This window comes from Rhodopila sp. (assembly GCF_965276935.1).
GTDB lineage: Bacteria > Pseudomonadota > Alphaproteobacteria > Acetobacterales > Acetobacteraceae > Rhodopila.
This window is the reverse complement of record NZ_CBDIBS010000002.1, coordinates 119309-137121: the sequence shown is the minus strand read 5'-3', so window position 1 is coordinate 137121 and position 17813 is coordinate 119309. Positions and strand designations below refer to the sequence as shown.

The 17813-nt window shown below is 64.6% G+C and carries 16 protein-coding genes; 8 read left to right on the top strand and 8 right to left on the bottom strand.

Annotated elements, in window-relative coordinates:
- Nucleotides 1-17: 17 nt before the first annotated feature.
- Nucleotides 18-593, bottom strand: coding sequence for a cytochrome b (locus ACQY4S_RS03630; RefSeq protein WP_428483834.1), 576 nt, complete (start codon nucleotides 591-593; stop codon nucleotides 18-20).
- 590 nt (nucleotides 594-1183) lie between these two features.
- Here ACQY4S_RS03630 and ACQY4S_RS03625 point away from each other — a divergent pair.
- Both ACQY4S_RS03625 and ACQY4S_RS03620 read left to right on the top strand, forming a co-directional pair.
- A complete protein-coding gene (locus ACQY4S_RS03625; RefSeq protein WP_428483833.1) occupies nucleotides 1184-2080 on the top strand; it encodes an ABC transporter permease in 897 nt (298 codons plus the stop codon).
- Nucleotides 2077-2862: an ABC transporter permease gene (locus ACQY4S_RS03620; RefSeq protein ID WP_428483832.1), complete on the top strand. Its 786-nt coding sequence runs from the start codon at nucleotides 2077-2079 to the stop codon at nucleotides 2860-2862. The genes ACQY4S_RS03625 and ACQY4S_RS03620 overlap by 4 nt, the downstream gene beginning before the upstream one ends.
- 78 nt (nucleotides 2863-2940) lie before the next feature.
- Here ACQY4S_RS03620 and ACQY4S_RS03615 read toward each other — a convergent pair whose 3' ends face one another.
- From ACQY4S_RS03615 to ACQY4S_RS03595, 5 genes are all read right to left on the bottom strand, one after another.
- Nucleotides 2941-3885, bottom strand: a complete 945-nt coding sequence (locus ACQY4S_RS03615) for a LysR family transcriptional regulator (RefSeq protein WP_428483831.1) — start codon at nucleotides 3883-3885, stop codon at nucleotides 2941-2943.
- A 292-nt stretch (nucleotides 3886-4177) separates the two neighbouring features.
- Nucleotides 4178-4543 carry a GxxExxY protein gene (locus tag ACQY4S_RS03610; protein ID WP_428483830.1) on the bottom strand — a complete coding sequence of 122 codons (366 nt, stop codon included), beginning with the start codon at nucleotides 4541-4543 and terminating at the stop codon, nucleotides 4178-4180.
- A 93-nt stretch (nucleotides 4544-4636) separates the two neighbouring features.
- Nucleotides 4637-4876, bottom strand: coding sequence for an ABC transporter substrate-binding protein (locus ACQY4S_RS03605; RefSeq protein ID WP_428483829.1), 240 nt, complete (start codon nucleotides 4874-4876; stop codon nucleotides 4637-4639).
- Nucleotides 4877-5044: 168 nt separating this feature from the next.
- On the bottom strand, nucleotides 5045-6463 hold the full coding sequence (locus ACQY4S_RS03600; RefSeq protein ID WP_428483828.1) for an MmgE/PrpD family protein: 1419 nt from the start codon (nucleotides 6461-6463) through the stop codon (nucleotides 5045-5047).
- Nucleotides 6464-6490: 27 nt separating this feature from the next.
- A complete protein-coding gene (locus ACQY4S_RS03595; protein WP_428483827.1) occupies nucleotides 6491-7870 on the bottom strand; it encodes an LLM class flavin-dependent oxidoreductase in 1380 nt (459 codons plus the stop codon).
- Nucleotides 7871-8043: 173 nt separating this feature from the next.
- Here ACQY4S_RS03595 and ACQY4S_RS03590 point away from each other — a divergent pair, with 173 nt between their 5' ends.
- From ACQY4S_RS03590 to ACQY4S_RS03575, 4 genes are all read left to right on the top strand, one after another.
- Nucleotides 8044-9414: an acyclic terpene utilization AtuA family protein gene (locus ACQY4S_RS03590; protein WP_428483826.1), complete on the top strand. Its 1371-nt coding sequence runs from the start codon at nucleotides 8044-8046 to the stop codon at nucleotides 9412-9414.
- 1 nt (nucleotide 9415) lies between these two features.
- On the top strand, nucleotides 9416-9733 hold the full coding sequence (locus tag ACQY4S_RS03585; protein WP_428483825.1) for a DUF4387 domain-containing protein: 318 nt from the start codon (nucleotides 9416-9418) through the stop codon (nucleotides 9731-9733).
- 114 nt (nucleotides 9734-9847) lie between these two features.
- Complete coding sequence (locus ACQY4S_RS03580) at nucleotides 9848-10981, top strand: ABC transporter substrate-binding protein (RefSeq protein ID WP_428483824.1); 1134 nt, start codon at nucleotides 9848-9850, stop codon at nucleotides 10979-10981.
- A 5-nt stretch (nucleotides 10982-10986) separates the two neighbouring features.
- Nucleotides 10987-11790: an ABC transporter ATP-binding protein gene (locus ACQY4S_RS03575; protein ID WP_428483823.1), complete on the top strand. Its 804-nt coding sequence runs from the start codon at nucleotides 10987-10989 to the stop codon at nucleotides 11788-11790.
- A 76-nt stretch (nucleotides 11791-11866) separates the two neighbouring features.
- On the opposite strand, the gene ACQY4S_RS03570 is transcribed toward ACQY4S_RS03575, so the two are convergent.
- Complete coding sequence (locus ACQY4S_RS03570; protein ID WP_428483822.1) at nucleotides 11867-12655, bottom strand: OBAP family protein; 789 nt, start codon at nucleotides 12653-12655, stop codon at nucleotides 11867-11869.
- A 574-nt stretch (nucleotides 12656-13229) separates the two neighbouring features.
- On the opposite strand from ACQY4S_RS03570, the gene ACQY4S_RS03565 reads away from it, so the two are divergent.
- On the top strand, nucleotides 13230-13436 hold the full coding sequence (locus ACQY4S_RS03565; protein ID WP_428483821.1) for a hypothetical protein: 207 nt from the start codon (nucleotides 13230-13232) through the stop codon (nucleotides 13434-13436).
- 476 nt (nucleotides 13437-13912) lie between these two features.
- On the opposite strand, the gene ACQY4S_RS03560 is transcribed toward ACQY4S_RS03565, so the two are convergent.
- A complete protein-coding gene (locus ACQY4S_RS03560) occupies nucleotides 13913-14668 on the bottom strand; it encodes a 4'-phosphopantetheinyl transferase family protein (RefSeq protein WP_428483820.1) in 756 nt (251 codons plus the stop codon).
- Between the two features lie 107 nt (nucleotides 14669-14775).
- Between ACQY4S_RS03560 and ACQY4S_RS03555 the strand changes: the two genes are divergently transcribed.
- Complete coding sequence (locus ACQY4S_RS03555; protein ID WP_428483819.1) at nucleotides 14776-17775, top strand: acetoacetate--CoA ligase; 3000 nt, start codon at nucleotides 14776-14778, stop codon at nucleotides 17773-17775.
- Nucleotides 17776-17813: the final 38 nt, after the last annotated feature.

Here is a 17813-nt window from a genome sequence, read left to right as displayed (position 1 = left end):
GTGGGAGCAGGCCGGCGTCAGGCTTTTTGCTCAGGAAGCATGCGGTCCAGCACGCCGTCGCGGCGTACTGCCACATGCCAGGCTGTCGCGCCAACGTGTAGCAGGATCAGCACATAGACAAGCCATTGCCCGATCGCGACATGCACCCATCGCGCAGCGTCGCTCACCGCCGGGTTGTTCGGCAGGCTCGGCAGCGTGATCAAGCCGAAGTATGGCACGGATTTGCCGCCTGTTGCCGAAAGCAGGTAGCCGCTGACCGGCATGCCGACGAGGATGAGATACAATAGCCAGTGGGAAGCGAAGGCGAGCGCTTTCTCCCATCGCGCCATCCTGCCAGGCAACGGCGGCGCGGGATGCAGTGCACGCCAGCCAAGTCGTACTGCAACCAAGGCCAGGATCGTTAGGCCAACGGACTTGTGGAGTGTGTAGATCCATTCACGGTCCGGTGCCGTATGTGGCATGTTGACCATGACCCAGGCCAGCGGCAGCACCGTGAACATCAGCCCCGCAACAATCCAGTGAAGCGCCTGCGCCGTCAGCGTGTAACAACGTATTGTCATGACATCAAGCCTGTCGTTTGTCGTGCTATTCATTCATTGATCCTTTGAGGCAAGCGTCGGAATCCTTTCAGCGAAGGGCCAGCGCCGCGCGATCATATGCAGCAGTGACATCGTCACGTTGGGCCGCTGTTCAGCTTCCAACCCATTTGCATAAAATTTTTCTTGCCTGGGTTCGGGTGGACCATTCATGTTTGATGGCCTGCCGATAGCGCAATCACTTGCGTTCAATCGGCGCAGTGCAAAATTGCGCGTTCACCTTTTCAATGGTCAGGCCTATGGGCCAGTCACGTGGTGTTGTCCTCGGCTAGACGCGAACCTGTCCAACCGCCCGCGACAATTTCGTGGACCTGAACCCGGCCAGTTCAGGTTTCACACCGAAGGGTTGACGCAACCTTTCGGTTTCCGCAGTACCGAATCAAGCTTCACCGGCAGCGGCGGAAAATATCTTTCCCGCGACCAGCGATGAGCATGACCTGCAATCATTCCCTTCTTCCAATTCATACCGGAGAACGACGTCTGTGACATGACAGGACCGGCGTTTCCGCCGCCTTCCGCTGACAACGGCATCGAGCCCTGGCATACCGCTTGCATCACACAGTGCATGTCCGGACGCCCTTGCGGAAATGCCAGCCCTGGTCCAGCCCGCGCGCCCCAGCCCCCGCCCGCATGCCATGCCGAGCCTTATTGAGCAGGATCATGCGGCCGCTGCGCCGGCCAAACAGCGCCGGGCAGTGCGGGCCCGCCGCGCCATGGCGCAGCGCGAGGGCATGGCGATCGGCATCGGCTCAGTCGTGCTGTTCCTGCTCCTCTGGTGGGCGGTCACCGCGTCCGGCCTGGTGCGATCCGATTTGCTTGCCGGTCCCGGCGCCGTGTTGCGTGCCTTCGTCCGGTTGTCCGAACAGGGGTACCGGGGCACCAGCCTGGCGCAGGATGCCGGCGCGACGGTCGGCCGCTGCCTTGCCGGCTTCATACTGGCGGTGCTCCTCGGCGTGCCGCTCGGGCTGTTGATGGGCACCAGCCGGATCGCCGCCGCCGCTTTCAACTGGATTGTGCAGCTTATTCGCCCGCTGCCGCCGTTGTCCTACATGGTGCTGCTGATTCTGTGGTTCGGCACAAACAACGGCTCCAAGGTGGCGCTGCTCTTCCTCACCGCCTTTCCAATCGTTGCCTCGGCGGCGATGGCCGGCGTGCGCGGCGTTGCTCTCCAACGCGTCCTCGCCGCGCGGTCGCTTGGTGCGAGTCCGGCACAGCTCTTCGCCTTCGTTATCTTCCCCTCCGCCCTGCCGATGATCCTGACCGGCATGAGCATCACGCTTGCCGCCGCCTTCTCCACCGTGGTCGCGGCCGAACTGCTCGCCGCCAATGACGGTCTCGGCTGGCTTGTGCTGTCGGCCGGGCGCTTCCTGCAGAACGATGTGGTCCTGATGGGGCTGATCCTGCTCGGCCTGATTGGCCTTGTTCTTGCGGCCTTGCTACGCGGATTGGATCGGCGGCTGGTCCATTGGCGGGGCCGGGAATGAGCGACACCTCTCACCGCAACACCGTCTCGCCATGGCTCGTCACGCTGGCCAGCGTCCTGCTGGTGTTCGGGCTCTGGGCACTGGTGACGCAAACCGGGCTGGTCAACGACCTGTTCCTGCCAAGCCCGGGCGAAGTCGTGGCTGGCCTGCTCGACCTTGCGGCCAACGGCTATGCCGGCGCCACCCTGCCGCACGACATTCTCATCAGCCTGGTCCGCGTGCTCGCCGGTTTTCTCACCGGCGCGGCGCTCGGCACGCTGATCGGGCTTGGCATGGGCTACGCGCCGCGGATCGACGCAGCGCTCTCGCCGTTCGTGGAGTTCCTCCGTCCGCTGCCCCAGCTCGCCTACCTCGTGCTGCTGATCGTCTGGTTCGGTATCGGTGAGCTGTCCAAGGTCATGCTGCTGTTTCTGACCGCGCTGCCGGTGGCCGCCGTGGCGGCGCGGGACGGGGTGCGCAATACCTCGCCGATCCGGTTGCAGGCGGCCCAGATGCTCGGCGCCTCGGACTGGGACATCTTCCGCCTTGTCGTGCTGCCCTCGGCGCTGCCCGAGATCGTCACCGGCGCACGGCTCGCGCTCGGCATCGTCTACGGCACGCTGATCGCCGCCGAGATGATCGCGGGCTCGGACGGGATCGGCTGGATGATCATGGATGCCGGCCGCTTCCTGCGCTCGGATTACGTGTTCGCCGGCATCGCCATCATCGCCGCGCTGGGGCTCGCGCTCGACCGGCTGCTTGTGCGGCTCGAAACCCGGCTGGTGCATTGGGCCGGGCGGTAGTCCCACACTGCAAAGGTTCTGGACGGCCTCAGACCCCGAATAGAGTCACTGGCCTCGGACTGGATGCCGATCAGCCATTCAAACAAGCTCGTGGACAGGGCCGCTGGCGGAATGGGCGCGCAGCGCGGCCCGCAGCGCGGCGGCGAACGCCTTCGCCCCTGGGGACCAATCGTGCCCGGCAAGCGACGCTATCCCCCAGTCGCGGGTGAGCACGGTTCCTTCAAGGGTCGCAATCTCCAGACGGGAGTCGTCGATCAGGCCGCCGATCCGCAACACGAGCCCTGGAAGAAGTGTGAGGCCAAGCCCAGCCGATACGAGGCCCAGCAAGGTGGACACGTTGGTGACCGTGCGGACGGGGGACAGATCAAGACCTTCCCCCGCGGCCTTCGCAACCAAGGGGCCGATCAGGGCCTTGTAGGCAGCAAGCAGCAGGAACGGGTGCCGAGCCAATTCGTCGACCGGAACCGACCCGCTCGCCAGCGCCTTGTGCCCCCGCGGCCCCACCACCATCAGGCGGTCGGCCGCGACAATCTCGAACTCGATGCCTTCCGTCGGCGGCCGTTGCGCGACGACGGCAAAATCCACACGCCCGGAGCGAATGTCGGATGCGAGCTGGGGCGTGACCTTGTCCTCGAGTTCCACGCAGATCGCCGGATTCTGGCGCTCGAAGCTGGTGATAATAGGAGGCAGCAGCACCGTCGCGAGCATTGGGGTCGTCGCAACGACCACCGAACGGTTGCGGGCGTCGGCGTCCGCGCTGAACTCCTCGATCACGTCCTGAAGTTGCTGGATCAGCGGCCCGACCCGGCTGCGCAGACGTTCGCCGGATGGGGTAAGCACGACGGCGCGTGTGGTGCGCTCGAACAAACGCGTCCGCATGGCCCGCTCCAGGCGCTGAACACGGTTGCTGATCGACGGTTGGGCCAGCGCGAGGCGGTCCGCGGCCTTGCTGAAGCTGCCCAGCTCGGCGATGACCAGGAACGTTTCCAGTTCGGCCGGGCCAATGTTGATTCGCGCTTTCATGGCATCGCCTGTCCGGTTGCTTCCCCATCCTGGGCATCTGCCGTGCCCGAAGCGCTGACTATCGGCTGGGCGTGCGGGCGCGGCAATGCAGGCTTCGTGGGCTTACGGGTTTCGCAGCATTGCTTTCTACCGGCACTCCGACCTGCCGTGAATGAAACTCAGCCTGCGGGTCAGCAGTCAATCGAGGGCGTGGTTCCCATTCGGGATTGGCGGCAAGGCCGAGGTGCGGCGGCAGGGTTTTTTCTTAAGGCGAATGAAAGGGATGCCAGGGATGAAGGGGGATGGCGCGCCATTAGGCCTGGGCGGTAACGCGGCGGATTTCGATTTTGGGGCGGCCGAAGTTGATCAGCAGGCACAGCGGCTTGCCGGTCGCCCGCAAGTAGTTCCGACATTGCGGGATGTGCACGTCGCTCAGCGCGCCAACCACCTTGAGTTCGACGATGACCTGATCCTCGACCAGGAGGTCGGCGGCATATTCGCCAACGATCACGTCGTCGTAAAAGACGACGATTCCTCGCTGCTGGACGACGCCGAGCCCGCATCTTCGCATCTCGTGGGCAAGGGCGTTTTCATCAACCTTTTCAACAAACCCATGGGCGAGCGTATTGGCAACCCTGAAGGCGCACCCGATGATCCGCCCGGTCACCGGCTCCAGCAACCGCGCATCTCCTCCATCTAACTGCATCCCTTGCATCCGCCTTGGAAAGCCTGCCTTGGCGTTCGACCGGCACCCTGACCGGACACGAATGTCCTACGCCGCAAGTGTTAACGAGCTATGAATCCCTCCCGACCGCAGGCAATCCAGGGCTCGGGCGTGCTGGGCGCCGTCTTCGTCGAACCATTTGCGTGCCTGCTCACCGGCGCTATCCAGCTTCGTCTGGTGGTCCGCAACCAGGATCTCGATCGGCCGTCCCAGCACCGTGCCGCCGAAATCCCATACACCCAGGCGGCTCGCTGTTTCGCGGCCCTGGCGGAAGTTCGCGGAATACACACCGCTTAGGTCCCAGCAGCACCCCGAGACCGATCGGCCCGGCTGCCGGAGCAGCCCGCATGACCTTTGGTGGACTGCACGAACCCAAGCCGGAGCCGGCGCAGAGGGTCGTTTCGTCAGCCCCGCAGAAATTCCTGCGCCTGGCTCTGGTTGTTTCACCGTGGCCCTTCAGTCGGGTGCAATGGAGAGTGCCATTAACCCATCGAGCGACGGCGCAGCGTCCACCGCCAGCACGGCTTCCGCGAGGCGCTGGGCAGCAGCCGGTTCGATGGCGCGGGTCGCGTTGGCCATGAACTTTGCCACCACGGCATCGCGCGCCATCGGCCGGTCGGGCGAGCCATAGCTGGCCGGCTTGCGGCAGCGGAGTATACGCCCGTCACGCAAGTGGACGATGACCTCGCCTGGGAAATGCAGCGGGTAGTCGCTGTTCGGGTCGTCGAGGACGAAGGTCTTGGCCGTGAGCGCCATCAGCGCCGGGTCATCGAGCGGCTCGTCGTGGAAGGCGGCCAGGTCCACCCGCCCCTTGAGCAGGGCCGTCGCCACCACGAACGGCACGCTGAACAGCGCCTCATACGCAGTGCGCGGGCGGATGCGCCGGTCCCGCGGCTCCGCCACGCCCTTGTGCAAGGACAGCTTGAGCAGGCAGTCGATATGGTCCACTTCATCGAGACTGAACTGGTCCCGCAGCTCCAGCGCGGCATCGGCGAAAGCGTGGATGTAGTGGCAGCACGGGTAGGGCTTGAGCGCGATGCCGAGCGCGAACCAGGTGGAGCCAAGCTCGAGACTCGGCAGCGCCGCCCCGCTCGGCGCCTTGCCAAGGTGCGTGACATAGAAGCCGCGCGGCCCCTCCAGCACCGTGACCGGCCCGAGGAACCCGGCCCGGCCCAGCGCCAAAGCCGACAAGGCGGAGTGCGCCGCCCAGCCGGGCCCGAAGCGCTTCAGCCAGGAGCCGTTCTGTTCCAGGATGCCCGCGGCCTGGCTGCCGCACAGGCCGAGTGCCCACACGAGCTGCTGGCGGGTTGCGCCCGTCAGCCGGCCTGCCCCGGCGGTGCAGGCAAAGGCGCCGCACACTGCGGTAGGGTGGAAGCCGCGCTCGTGGAACTCGCCCGCGCCCACCATGGCGATGCGGCAGCCGACCTCGATGGCCGCGATGAAGGCGGTCAGCAGCTCCCGCCCGGTTGCGCGGCCCGCCTCGCCCGCGGCCAGGCAGGCGGCCAAGGCATGGGCGCTGGCGTGGTAGATGGCGCCGATATGGGTGTCATCGAAATCCAGGCCGTGGGCGAGCACGCCGTTCACCAGGGCCGCGGAGGCGGGCGGCAGCTTGGCGCCGCTGCCGATGGCGGTGGCCTTGGTGCCTTCGCCCAGTTCCCGAACCCCGTCCAGCACGGCACGCCCGAAGTCCCAGGTGGACGACGCGAGCGCGATGCCGAGCGCGTCGAGCAGGTGCTCCTTGGCCAATTCGACGACAGCGGGCGGGACACTGGCAAGGTCCAGCCCGAGGACGAAGTCGGCAATCGCCTCCGCTTCCGTGCGGGTCGTGGTGGCGACGGGTACAGGTGTTGCTGGGGCAATGGCAGTGTCGGGCATGGCGTCCTCCTGAATGGTTTGGAGCGGTTATTCCGCGGCCTTCGATAGGCCTGGCCGGGTCACGACCGGGCGATCCAGGCCGAGGTTCTCCCGCAGCGTGGCACCGGCGTAATCGAGATGGAACAGCCCACGCCGTTGCAGCTCCGGCACCACCAGCCGGCCGAAATCCTCGTAGGCGCCGGGGCGATGGGTGGCGGACAGGACGAAGCCGTCGCAGACCTCGCTCATGAACCAGTCCTCAAGCTGGTCGGCCACGTCCGTCGCCGTGCCGCAGAACACCTGGCTCTCGTTGATCGTGCCGCGCTTGCTGAAGTCGATGAACTCCTGCGGCGTCGGATTGGATTTGCCGCTACGTTCCACCACGCGCGCCTTCAGGCCCAGGTGGATGCCGACCTTGACCATCTGGGCATCGCTGAGCGGCTGGTTGAGCGGCACCGAGCTGAAATCGAAGTTCGTCACCTCGGAGATCAGCGTCAGGCTATCCTCGGGCATCGCCAGGGATTCTGCCAGCGCGCGCTTTTCCTCCGCGATGGTGCGGGTTTCACCAACGATGGCGTAGATGGCCGGCGCCAGCTTGACCTGGTCCGGGTCGCGGCCGGCATTGGCCACGGCGTCCTTGAGCTGGCGGTATTGCTTCTGGCCGGCCTCCTTGGCCTTGATGGAGGCGAAGATCAGCTCGCCCCACCGTGCCGCGAAGGCCAGCCCGCGGCCGCTCTGCCCGGCCTGCATGATGACGGGATGCCCCTGCGGCGAGCGCGGCACGGTGAAGGGGCCGCGGGACTTAAACCACTTGCCGACGTGGTTGAGCGCGCGAACCTTGGTCGGATCGGCGAAGAAGTCGTTTGCCTTGTCCGCGACGATAGCGTCGTCCGCCCAGGTCGCCCAATGGCCCATCACCACCTCGATGAACTCGTCTGCGCGGTCGTAGCGCAGGTCATGCTCCAGGTGTTCATCCTGACCAAAGTTGGCAGCCTCGGAGTCGTTCAGCGATGTCACCACGTTCCAGGCCGCGCGGCCCTCGATCATCAGGTCCAGCGTCGCGAACACGCGGGCCACATGGAACGGCTCGTAATAGGTGGTGGAGTAGGTGCCGCCCAGGCCGATGCGGCTGGTCGCCATGCCCATGGCGGTGAGCAGCGGGATCAGGTCCATCTTGACCGTGCGCACGCCATGCCGCACCGCCATGTCATAGTCGCCGCTGAAATCCGGCATGGCGAGCCGGTCGTCGAAGAAGGCGAGGTGAAACTTGCTTTCCTCCAGCGTGCGGGCAATCCGCTGGTAATACTTCGCCGACATGAAATCCGGCATCGCGGCCGGGTGGCGCCACGAGCCGGGGAAGTTGCTGCAATTCTGGGCCTGAAGGAAGGCGATCATCGCGATGCCGCCTTTACGCAGTTCCCGGGTCATGATGTTGCTCCTGCCGTTTGCAGCGCGATAAGAGGCTGATAAGCGGGAAAGACAATTCGATTTTCGCTATCGCCTCCCAGCGGTTATCGATTGGACGCAGTGAGAGTGAGCGGATCATATTCGGGTTGAACAGGCACTCGATCACTGATGAATCGAGTGCGTCGGAGGACGCCATGGGCGTGCAAACGGAAGAACTGAAGATCCTTACGCCGGCCGGCATCCTCGGCTACGGCATCCCCGCGGAGCATTTCTGGCGCGGCGTGGAGCGTGGGCCGGACGCGATGATCGTGGACGCCGGCTCGACCGACCCTGGGCCATACCTGCTGGGCCTGGGCAAGATGATCGTAGACCGGCAGGGATACATGCGGGACCTGGCCCTGGTGCTGCATGCGGCCAGCGAGCGGCATGTCCCGCTGGTCATCAGCTCCGCCGGGGGGCCAGGCATCAACCGGCACGTGGACGAGATGATCGCGATGATCCGCGGAATCTCCGCCGCCAAGGGCTACCGCTTCAAGCTGGCGGCGATCTATGCGGACATCGACCGCGCCGTCATCCATGATCGGCTGGTGGCCGGACGCGTGACCGAATGTGGCCCCTCGGGCGAGCTGACGCACCAAGCCATCGACGACGCCGTGAACGTCGTGGCGCAGATGGGGGCTGAACCATTCGCCCGCGTGCTGCGCGAGCATCCGGACGTGGACATCATTGTCAGCGGCCGCGCCTACGACCCGGCCCCCTATGCCGGCCTGTGCATGCTGCACGGGATCGACCCCGGCGTGTACTGGCACATGGGCAAAATCGTGGAGTGCGGGGCGGTGTGCGCGGAACCCAAAGGCCGCGTGATCCTGGCGACGGTCCGCCGCGACAGCTTCGACCTGGAGCCAATGAACCCGGCTGAACGATGCACGCCCGCCTCCGTGGCCGCCCATACGCTCTATGAGAAGACCCGGCCCGACCTGCTGTCCGGCCCCGGCGGCGTGTTGGACCTGCGCGGGTCGCGCTACGAGGCTCTGGACAACCGTCGTGTCCGGGTCAGCGGCAGCGTGTTCCACCCCTCCGAGCGCTACAGCGTCAAGCTGGAAGGTGCGGCGATCGTCGGCCACCGCACCATTTTCATCGGCGGCATTCGCGACCCGATCCTGCTGGGGCAACTCGACAGCTACCTCGACGAGGTGCGCAGGCGCCTGGTCGGGTTCTTCCCCGAGTTGGAAACCGGCGAGGCGACCATGCACTTCCACGTCTATGGCCGGGATGCCGTGATGGGACCGCTGGAGCCGAAGCGGCACGAAATTCCGCACGAGGTCGGGCTGATGGGCGAAGTCACGGCGGCCACGCAGGAGCAGGCCAACGCGATCTGCAGCCAGGCGCGGATCATCGTGCTGCACATGCCCTATCCCGGCCAGTTGGCGACGGCAGGCAATTTTGCCATTCCCCTGAACCCGCCGGAAAATCCCATCGGCCCGGTCTGCCGCTTCAACATCTATCACCTGATGGAGGTGGAGTCGCCCGAGGAGCTGTTCCCCGTCCGCCTGATGGAGATCTGAGATGCGGAACGCGCGCCTGCAGGACCTGGCCAAGGTCATCCGCAGCAAGAACTCCGGCCCGTTCGAGATCACCTTCGACGTGATCTTCGACGACGAAGACACGTATCAGCGGGTCAAGGCGAGCGGAGCGTTGGACCAGGCGAAGGTGGCGCTGCTCTACAACGTTCCGCCCGAGGACATCATCGCCTGCATGTTCTTCGACCCGGCCATGGCCTTCAAGCTGACGTTGCGCCGAGCCTGGGCGCAGGGCAGCGTCGGCGAGCGTGACACGTTCGGCGCCCAACAGCACGCGCCGCTGCTCGATGTCATCGTGAATTGACGGGGTGCGGACCGCGAAGAAGCCGCCACCAACGGCCGTTGGTTTCGTCTTGATGGAACGGGCATGCGCTTGGCCTGGTTATCAAGCAAGCAGGCCTGGGTTCCTGTAGCAGCGTTGCTGCCGAACTCCCCTCTGCCAAGGCGTCTCGACCTTGCGAACGGCCCGATTTTTTGCGTTGAGGGACTAGCCATGCGCTCCCTCATCCGTAAGGATCGTCCCATGACCGAACCCCGCGCGCTGCGCCGCCGCACCCTGCTTGCCGCCAGTGCCGGCCTGGCCGCCCCCGGCCTGCTGCGCGGTGCCCGCGCGGCGACCCCGGACACCGTGCGCGTCGGCTACTTCGTCAGCACCGACCCCACCATGCTGGCCAAGGGGAACGGCTGGTTCGAGCAGGGCACCGGCGGCAAGATCGCCTGGAACGAGGCCGGCAGCGGCGCCGAGATCAACACCGCCATGGCGGCGGGATCACTCGACTTCGGGCTCGGCATCGGCTCCTCGCCGGTCGCCGCCGGCATCAGCCTGCGCCTTCCGTACAAGCTGATCGGCATGGTCAACAATATCGGCGGCGGCGAGGAAATGACGGTCCGCAAGGCCGCCAACATCACCAAGCCTGCTGATTTCATCGGCAAGAAGGTGGCGACCCCGTTCGGTTCCACCTCGCATTTCCGTCTGCTTGGCTTCCTGGCAGTGAACCACCTCAAGCAGGGCCAGGTCACCGTGCTCGACATGAACCCGGATGCGATCGTCGCGGCCTGGTCGCGTGCTGAAATCGACGCCGCCTACGTCTGGCCGCCCGCCAAGTCGAAGCTGCTCACTGATGGCGGCATCGTGTATGACACCTGGCAGCCGCTGGACAAGGCCGGCTACGACATCGCGAACCTGATTATCGTGAGCGACGCCTTCGCCAAGAAATACCCCGACGCTGTGGTTGGCTTCCTCAAGGCGTACGGCCGAGCGCTCGATGAATACCAGACCCACCCTGATGCCGCCGTGAAGGTGATCGCGCAACAGGCCGGCGTTCCCGAGCCGACGGCGATGGCGGATATCAAGGAGTACGACTTCATCCCGCTGAAGGCACAACTCGGGCCGGACTGGTTGGGGTCGGCCGGCCATCCCGGCAAGTTCATCGACGTCCTGCATCGCACGGCCGAATTCCTCGTCCGGCAGCGCTCCATCGCGCGCGCCCCAGGTCCCCAGGCCTTCGCGGCGGGAACCGACACTTCGTTCGCCGCCCGCGCGGCCGGTTGAACCCAATGGGCGGTGCGGCAACGCAGTCGCGGGAAGCCTTCGTCGCCTTCGATGCGCTGACCGTGCGCTACGCGCCGCGCCGGGGCGAGCCCGTTCTGGCGCTTGACCGCGTATCCCTGTCCTTCGAAGCGGGAGAGTTCGTCTGCATCGTTGGCCCTTCCGGCTGCGGCAAGACCACGATGTTGCAGGTGCTGGGCGGCTTCCTTCCGCCGTCGGACGGCGCGGTGCGTCTCGAAGGCACCATCGTGACGAAGCCGGGGCCGGAGCGGGGCATCGTGTTCCAGCAGCCCGCCCTGTTCCCGTGGATGAGCGTCGCCGCCAACGCCGCCTTTGGCCCGCGCGTCCGCGGCCAGTCACGTGCCGCCCGCGCCGCGGTGGCGGAGCGCTGGCTGCGTACCGTCGGGCTGTGGGAGTTCCGCGACCGCTATCCATATGAACTCTCCGGCGGCATGCAGCAGCGCCTGGCCATCGCCCGCGCGCTCGCCAACGAGCCGAAGATCCTGCTGATGGATGAGCCATTCGGCGCCCTCGACGCGCTAACGCGGGAGCGGCTGCAGCAGGAACTGCACGCGGTCTGGCGGCAGGCCGACATGACCGTCGTGTTCATTACCCACGGCGTCGAGGAGGCGGTCTACCTCGGCACCAAGGTCGTCGTGATGTCGCCGCGCCCAGGTCGCATCGTCCGCGTAATCGACACGCCATTTGCTCGGCGCGCCGATGAGCACGGCATTCGCGCGGTAAAATCGTCAGCCGAATTCGTCGCGGTGCGCGAGCAGGTGCTCGGGCTGATCTGGGAGATGGAGGTGTAGCCAAGGCGTGGCAGCGTCGTGGACTGATCCTTGTTCATGCCATCCCTGCCGCTCGGTACACCCGCTGAAAGCCTGCCTACCGTTTGAAGTCCATCTCCTCCAGGCGGGTCTGCACCGTGCCGCCGCTTTCCCAGACGTTGGCACCCGGAACGACGACGGGCATCGGTATGCCGGCGCGCTTCCGACGTCTGTCGCCGGTCGAGATGCCATAGCGGCGGTCCCGGTCCTCGGCCAATCCTTGGTTGATCTGGCCGTCCTCAGTAAAGCCCATCATCAACTGCGGGATGCCGTAGGGGAAGTCGTGCTTGTCGACCTGCCAGTTATGGAACGTCTTGCCGTATGTCGTCACAAGGTCCTTGAAGTAGGTCCGTTCGGCTAGCTCCGGAATGCCGGGCGCGACCAATTCGCCGGACTTCACCTCGAAATGGTGGCTGTGCCAGAGGCGCTTTTCCTCATCAGGCAGGCCCCGGAACCGGTGCTCGCTGATGATGTACTCGATGCCGATCAGCCGAGCGGTCGGCGTGTTGGAATCAAAGATCACGCACTGGTGCAGGTCGTGCCGCAGATGGGTGCAGAAATGGCACGCCTCCACCTGCCGTCCCATGTCATCGGCATAGAAGTGGAAGCCGTTCAGAAAGGTGCTCATCGCATCCAGCGGGTATTTGTGCTGCATGGCGCCGGCCGCCACGTCGAGGATGCGGTGCTTCAATGGGTGACCCTGGCCGACACTGGCCGTGGTGATCGCCTTGCGCCCCAGCAGCACGGCCGACGCTGCCGCCACGCCGGCGGCGACACCGACGCTGATCGACCCGAACAGCCCTTTTGCCGAACCGTGCGGGGAGGGTGCGTCGTGAGCAGGGGCCATGAACTGTCTCCTTGATCTCCCGACAACGTCGGTTGATCAGGCGGGTCGCCATCAAGATTGCGCAAAAGGTCGAGACCGATGGTTCTTGCGCATTGGAGCGGGATCGCCTGAGGCTGACTTAGTCAGAAGGCCTGAATCACGCGATCAAACAATGAGTTAAAGCGCGACTTCTGGGTCAACCTAAACCAATCGCGCTTTAGACGTCCTCACGTCACGTCCTTCATGCTGGCAATCGACCGATTTATGTGTATCGGTGTAAGGTGGAGCGGCTGAGCGGCGAAAGACGTCCAGCAGCCGGCGCGTCAGCGCCGCCACCGTAGCGCCGACGCGGGAGGACCATCATGACGAGCAAACATCGACCCGACACACCCGTTTCCGACCAAGGCTGATGACGCACGCGCCCTGATCGGCGCTAATCCCTCCACCGTTCGACGAACTCACACGATAGTGTACGGGATTTTGCGAATCAATTCACGCAGCGGCACGGAATCACGTGGGATTCACGCGGAATCGTCGTCTCCGTTGAGGCGCCATCGATAGAAGAACTGTGAAATCTTCACGGGAGGTCCTGTCGATGGATACGCTGGAGGCTCAAAACGATCTCGTCCGCGACCCACTTGCGTGGGCCGCCGATTGCCGGATGCAAGCCGATTTTGATATCGAACCGGAAGCGCAAGCGGCCTTCGTGCAACTAGCCGAGGAATTCGCGGCCGCTTCGGCTGAAATCGAAGGCTTGATCAGCACATTCGAAGCTGTCGTCAGGCGCAGGAGAAGCGCTTAGTCATGATCTGATAGGCTATCGGGATATGCGGGCGCGCCTCTAATTCTTTCGCGTCGGCATCTTGATAGAGGCCTTGCCTGACACCCGCCAGGTTGCACGGACCAGCACTTATGCGCTGTTCCGTGCTGCTGGCGGTATCGGATTAAAGGTCTGAACAAGCCACGGAACTGCCTGGCCGCGTCGCTGTCGCCATGTCGGCACGGGTGAGGCGCTTAAAATCTTCTGGCAACTCGCGTCGCTGTCGCGAGCACTTTGTTTTCTCGCGATAAATCCTGCCGCGTATTTCGGCGCTGCCGAAGTCACCGTGGCCGGATCTACCGACTGAGTGATGGCCATGGCGCGGTAGGAAGCCGAACAACTGCGGGCGCTTCCCTGCAATCATTTGCCGCTAACTGTCATTGTCGCAAGACACCAAACCTGATGGCGGAACCGCGTTCTGCTGCCACCACGGACGGCGACGTATGGGGCCAGCGTCTTCAACATAGATGCGCGCCGATCAGGTCTGCGGACAACACCTCGATCGTGATCTCGACCGGTCGCCTGGTCGCGCTGCGGACTGCCACGGCCACCATGTGCGCCGGCGTGTGACGCATCTGCGCCAGCCACCAGCGTCCGGCAAGGGCCTTTGGTAATCGAGCGAAACGCGGCGGATCAAGTGCGAACCCGACATCGCTGAACCGCTGATGAAGGCCAACGCCCATTGCCTTCGCGACGGCCTCCTTAAGTGTCCAGAGCTGAACGGCCGCCTCACCCTTTGCCGCAAGCGGGAGAGCATGCAACGCGGCGCTTTCGTCCTGTGTCAGCCAATCGCCCTGCAGATCCAACAACCGAACGGCTGCGCAACCCTCCGCATCGACGCCTATTCCATGCCCAACGCCAAGCGCACACGCGGCGAGGCCGCGGGTGTGGGATAGACTGAAACACACGGGGTATCGGATTTGGCCGCCGCATAGAAGCGGGCGTCCAAGCCCGTCGGTGGTGAAACGCCAATTTCGCGGCGGCTGCGGCAGCAAAATGGAAAGCATCACCCGCGCCAGTGAATGGGCACAACTGAAGGAAATCTTATCTTGTATGAACCGAAATCGGTTGGCCCGTGCAATTTCCTCCGTGCTGAGCAAGCTATTCCATCGATCGAGCATCGCTGGGCAGGTGGTATCGCAGGCGGTTACATACGCAATGACCAGCCGGCCGCGCCGCATCGCCTCCCTTCGGTTTTCGATGTCGACGTACATGGCCACGATCCAACACGCAGATTTGCGAGAAATATGCCAGTCGAATCATAAGATAATGGGGAGTGATTCCTAAAATGCAATCCATCTGAGGGTTTGCGAGGTCCAAAATGGACGACCTACGAAATTTCCCGTTGCGCCAGCCGTTATACGTTCCTGATCCCGCCGCTATCGCCTGCTCCGCGTTGACCGGCTTCAGTCATTACTGTGAACAACACACGGCTCTCCGCTTTCCAGACCAGGCGGCGTTGCAGGAATTCTCGGTTACGGATTATCGCACCTTCTGGCGCCTGTTCCTTGATTGGTCCAGGCTGATTGTTGAGGGTCGCCCTGACCCGGCATGCGAGAATGAGGCGTTAGAGCAGGCGCGGTTTTTTCCAAATCTACGGCTAAGCTACGTCGAGAACCTGCTCGCCCAAGAGGATGATGCGCAACCCGCACTGACCGCCGTGCATGACGACGGCCGGCCAACCGACCGGCTCACCCGCGGCGATCTTCGCCAGGCGGTCGGCTGTGCGACGGCCCGGCTGCGGGCGCTTGGCGTGGCCGCGGGCGATCGCGTTGTCGCAATCATCCGCAACGATGCCGAGGCGGTGGTCGTGGCGCTCGCGACCGCCGCGCTCGGCGCCATCTTCGCCTGCGCTGATCCGGCGATGGGGGCGACCGCGATCCTCAGCCGATTCAGGCAGCTAGATCCCACGCTTCTTGTCTACGTGGCTGGCGATGATCCGCGCATGCGGGACCGCGTGGCCGAAATCGGCCGCGGCTTGCCGACGCTGACAGCCGCCGTGGCGCTTGGCGACGACGGTGAACACCCGTTGGCCAATCTGCCATCATACAAGCTGCTCTCTACAATACTAGCGCCAGTCAGGGAATTCTCGCGCTTCCCGTTCAATCACCCGCTTTTCATTCTGTTCTCGTCCGGCACCACCGGGCCACCCAAGTGCATTATGCATGGTGCCGGCGGCACGCTTCTGGAGCACGTGAAGGAGCATCGGCTGCATGGCGATCTGCGCCGCGGCGAAACGCTGTTCTTCCACACCTCCTGCGCCTGGATGATGTGGAACTGGCAGCTTTCGGCGCTTGCCTGCGGCGCCAGGATCGTGCTGTTCGACGGCGCGATCAGCGGCCCCAACACGCTCTGGGACATCGTCGCTAACGAGCGCGTCAACATCTTTGGTACCAGCCCCGCCTACATCAAGCTTTGCCAGAATCAGGGTTTCCGGCCGGACCACGCGTTTCCCACGCTGCGCGCAATCCTCTCGACCGGCTCGATCCTGCATGACCAGCAGTTCGACTGGGTTACGGACAACGTCAAGCACGTGCCGATACAGTCGATCTCTGGCGGCACCGACATCATCGGTTGCTTCGTGCTCGGCAGTCCGAACCTGCCTGTCTGGCGCGGCGAGGCGCAGTGTCGCAGCCTCGGCCTCGATGTGCAGGCGATAGGCCAGCCCGGGGACACCTATGGCGAACTGGTCTGCCGTAATCCCTTCCCATCGCGGCCGCTGGGGTTTTACGGCGATCCGGACGGAACGCGGTTTCATGCCGCCTATTTTAGCCAGAACCCCGGGGTCTGGACGCATGGCGACTTCATTTCCTTCACGCCCGAGGGCACCGCACGGCTGCATGGTCGATCTGATGACGTGATGAATATCCGCGGTATTCGCGTGGGTCCGGCCGAGATCTACGCCGTGCTGCAGGACTTCCCGCAGATCCGCGAGGCGATGACGGTCGAGCAGCGGTCGCCGTCCGAGCCTGGCGGAAGTCGAATGGTCCTCCTTCTCGTGCTGCGGCTGGGCGATTCGCTCGATCCCGAACTGGCATTGCGCATCCGTAAGGCGATCGGCCGTGAGTGCTCACCCGCGCACGTTCCGGCGGTCATCGCGGACGTCGCGTCGCTGCCGACCACGCACAGCGGCAAACGTTCCGAAACCGCTGCACGTGCGGCGATAAACGGCGATGCCATCAGGAACCAGCAGGCGCTTGTCAACCCCGACTGCCTCGACACAATCGCGCGGCACCCGGCGCTGTGCCCACCCGCACGGCAGGCGGCGCGAGACGTGGGGCATGCCACGCTCGAAGAACAGTTGCAGGCGATCTGGCAGGCAGGATTCGGTTTTGCTCCCATCTCCATGGACGACGATTTCTTCGAACTTGGCGGTCATTCGGTGCTCGCGATGGCGATCTTCGCCCGCATCCGACAGCAATTCGGCCGCAACTTGCCGATCGTGACGCTCTTCGGTGCGCCCACGATCGCCGCTCTGGCCACGCTGCTGCGCGCGGACCTCGAGGACCGTTTCGCCTGTCTTGTTCCCGTGCTGGCAGGCAACGGCCGGTCGTTGTTTCTCGTGCATGGCCTGTCGGGCACTGTGCTCGAACTCTCGAGCCTGCTGCAGGCCTTGCGCGGCGGCCGGCCAGTGAGCGTGCTGCAGGCGTGGGGCCTCCAGCCCGGCAACGCGCCGCACGCCAGCGTGGAGGCTATGGCCAGCCACTATCTAGCCGAGATCCGCGCCGTCCAGCCCAGCGGACCGTATGCTCTTTGCGGCTTCTCCTTCGGCGGGCTGGTCGCCTACGAAATGGCGATCCGGCTTATGGCCGAGGGCGAAAGCGTCGAGTTGCTCGCCATGGTCGACACCCACGTTCATCCGCGTCATCTATTGTGGCCCGATTGGTTGGCCTATCGCAGACGCCGGCTTGCGCTGCTGGTGCAAGAATTGGTCGCCAGTCCGCGGCATGCCGTAGCCGCCGAGATCGACGGGATACGCAACGCCATCGGGCTAAGGCTGGGCCGCGGACCGCACTGGCAGGATCCGGCGCTCGCGCTGCTGCCGCCGTTGTTGCAGCACGTCCGCGGGGCTTGCGAGCAGGCGTTCACTGATTATCGACCTCGGTCATACCGTGGCGGCGTGACGTACTTTCGCGCGCTGCATCACGATCCGCGGATCTGCGACCCGCTCGTGGTCTGGCGGCGGATCGCCGATCTCGAAGTGGTACCAATGGCCGGTGGCCATTTTGATCTCGTGCGGCCGCCTTATGTCGCCGCTCTTGCCGCGAGCCTCAATGACCGGCTCGTCGCGACGTCCTGCCATGATGAGAATGCTGAATAGCACAGACGCGGATTCTTGCTGAAGGGACGACCGCGGAT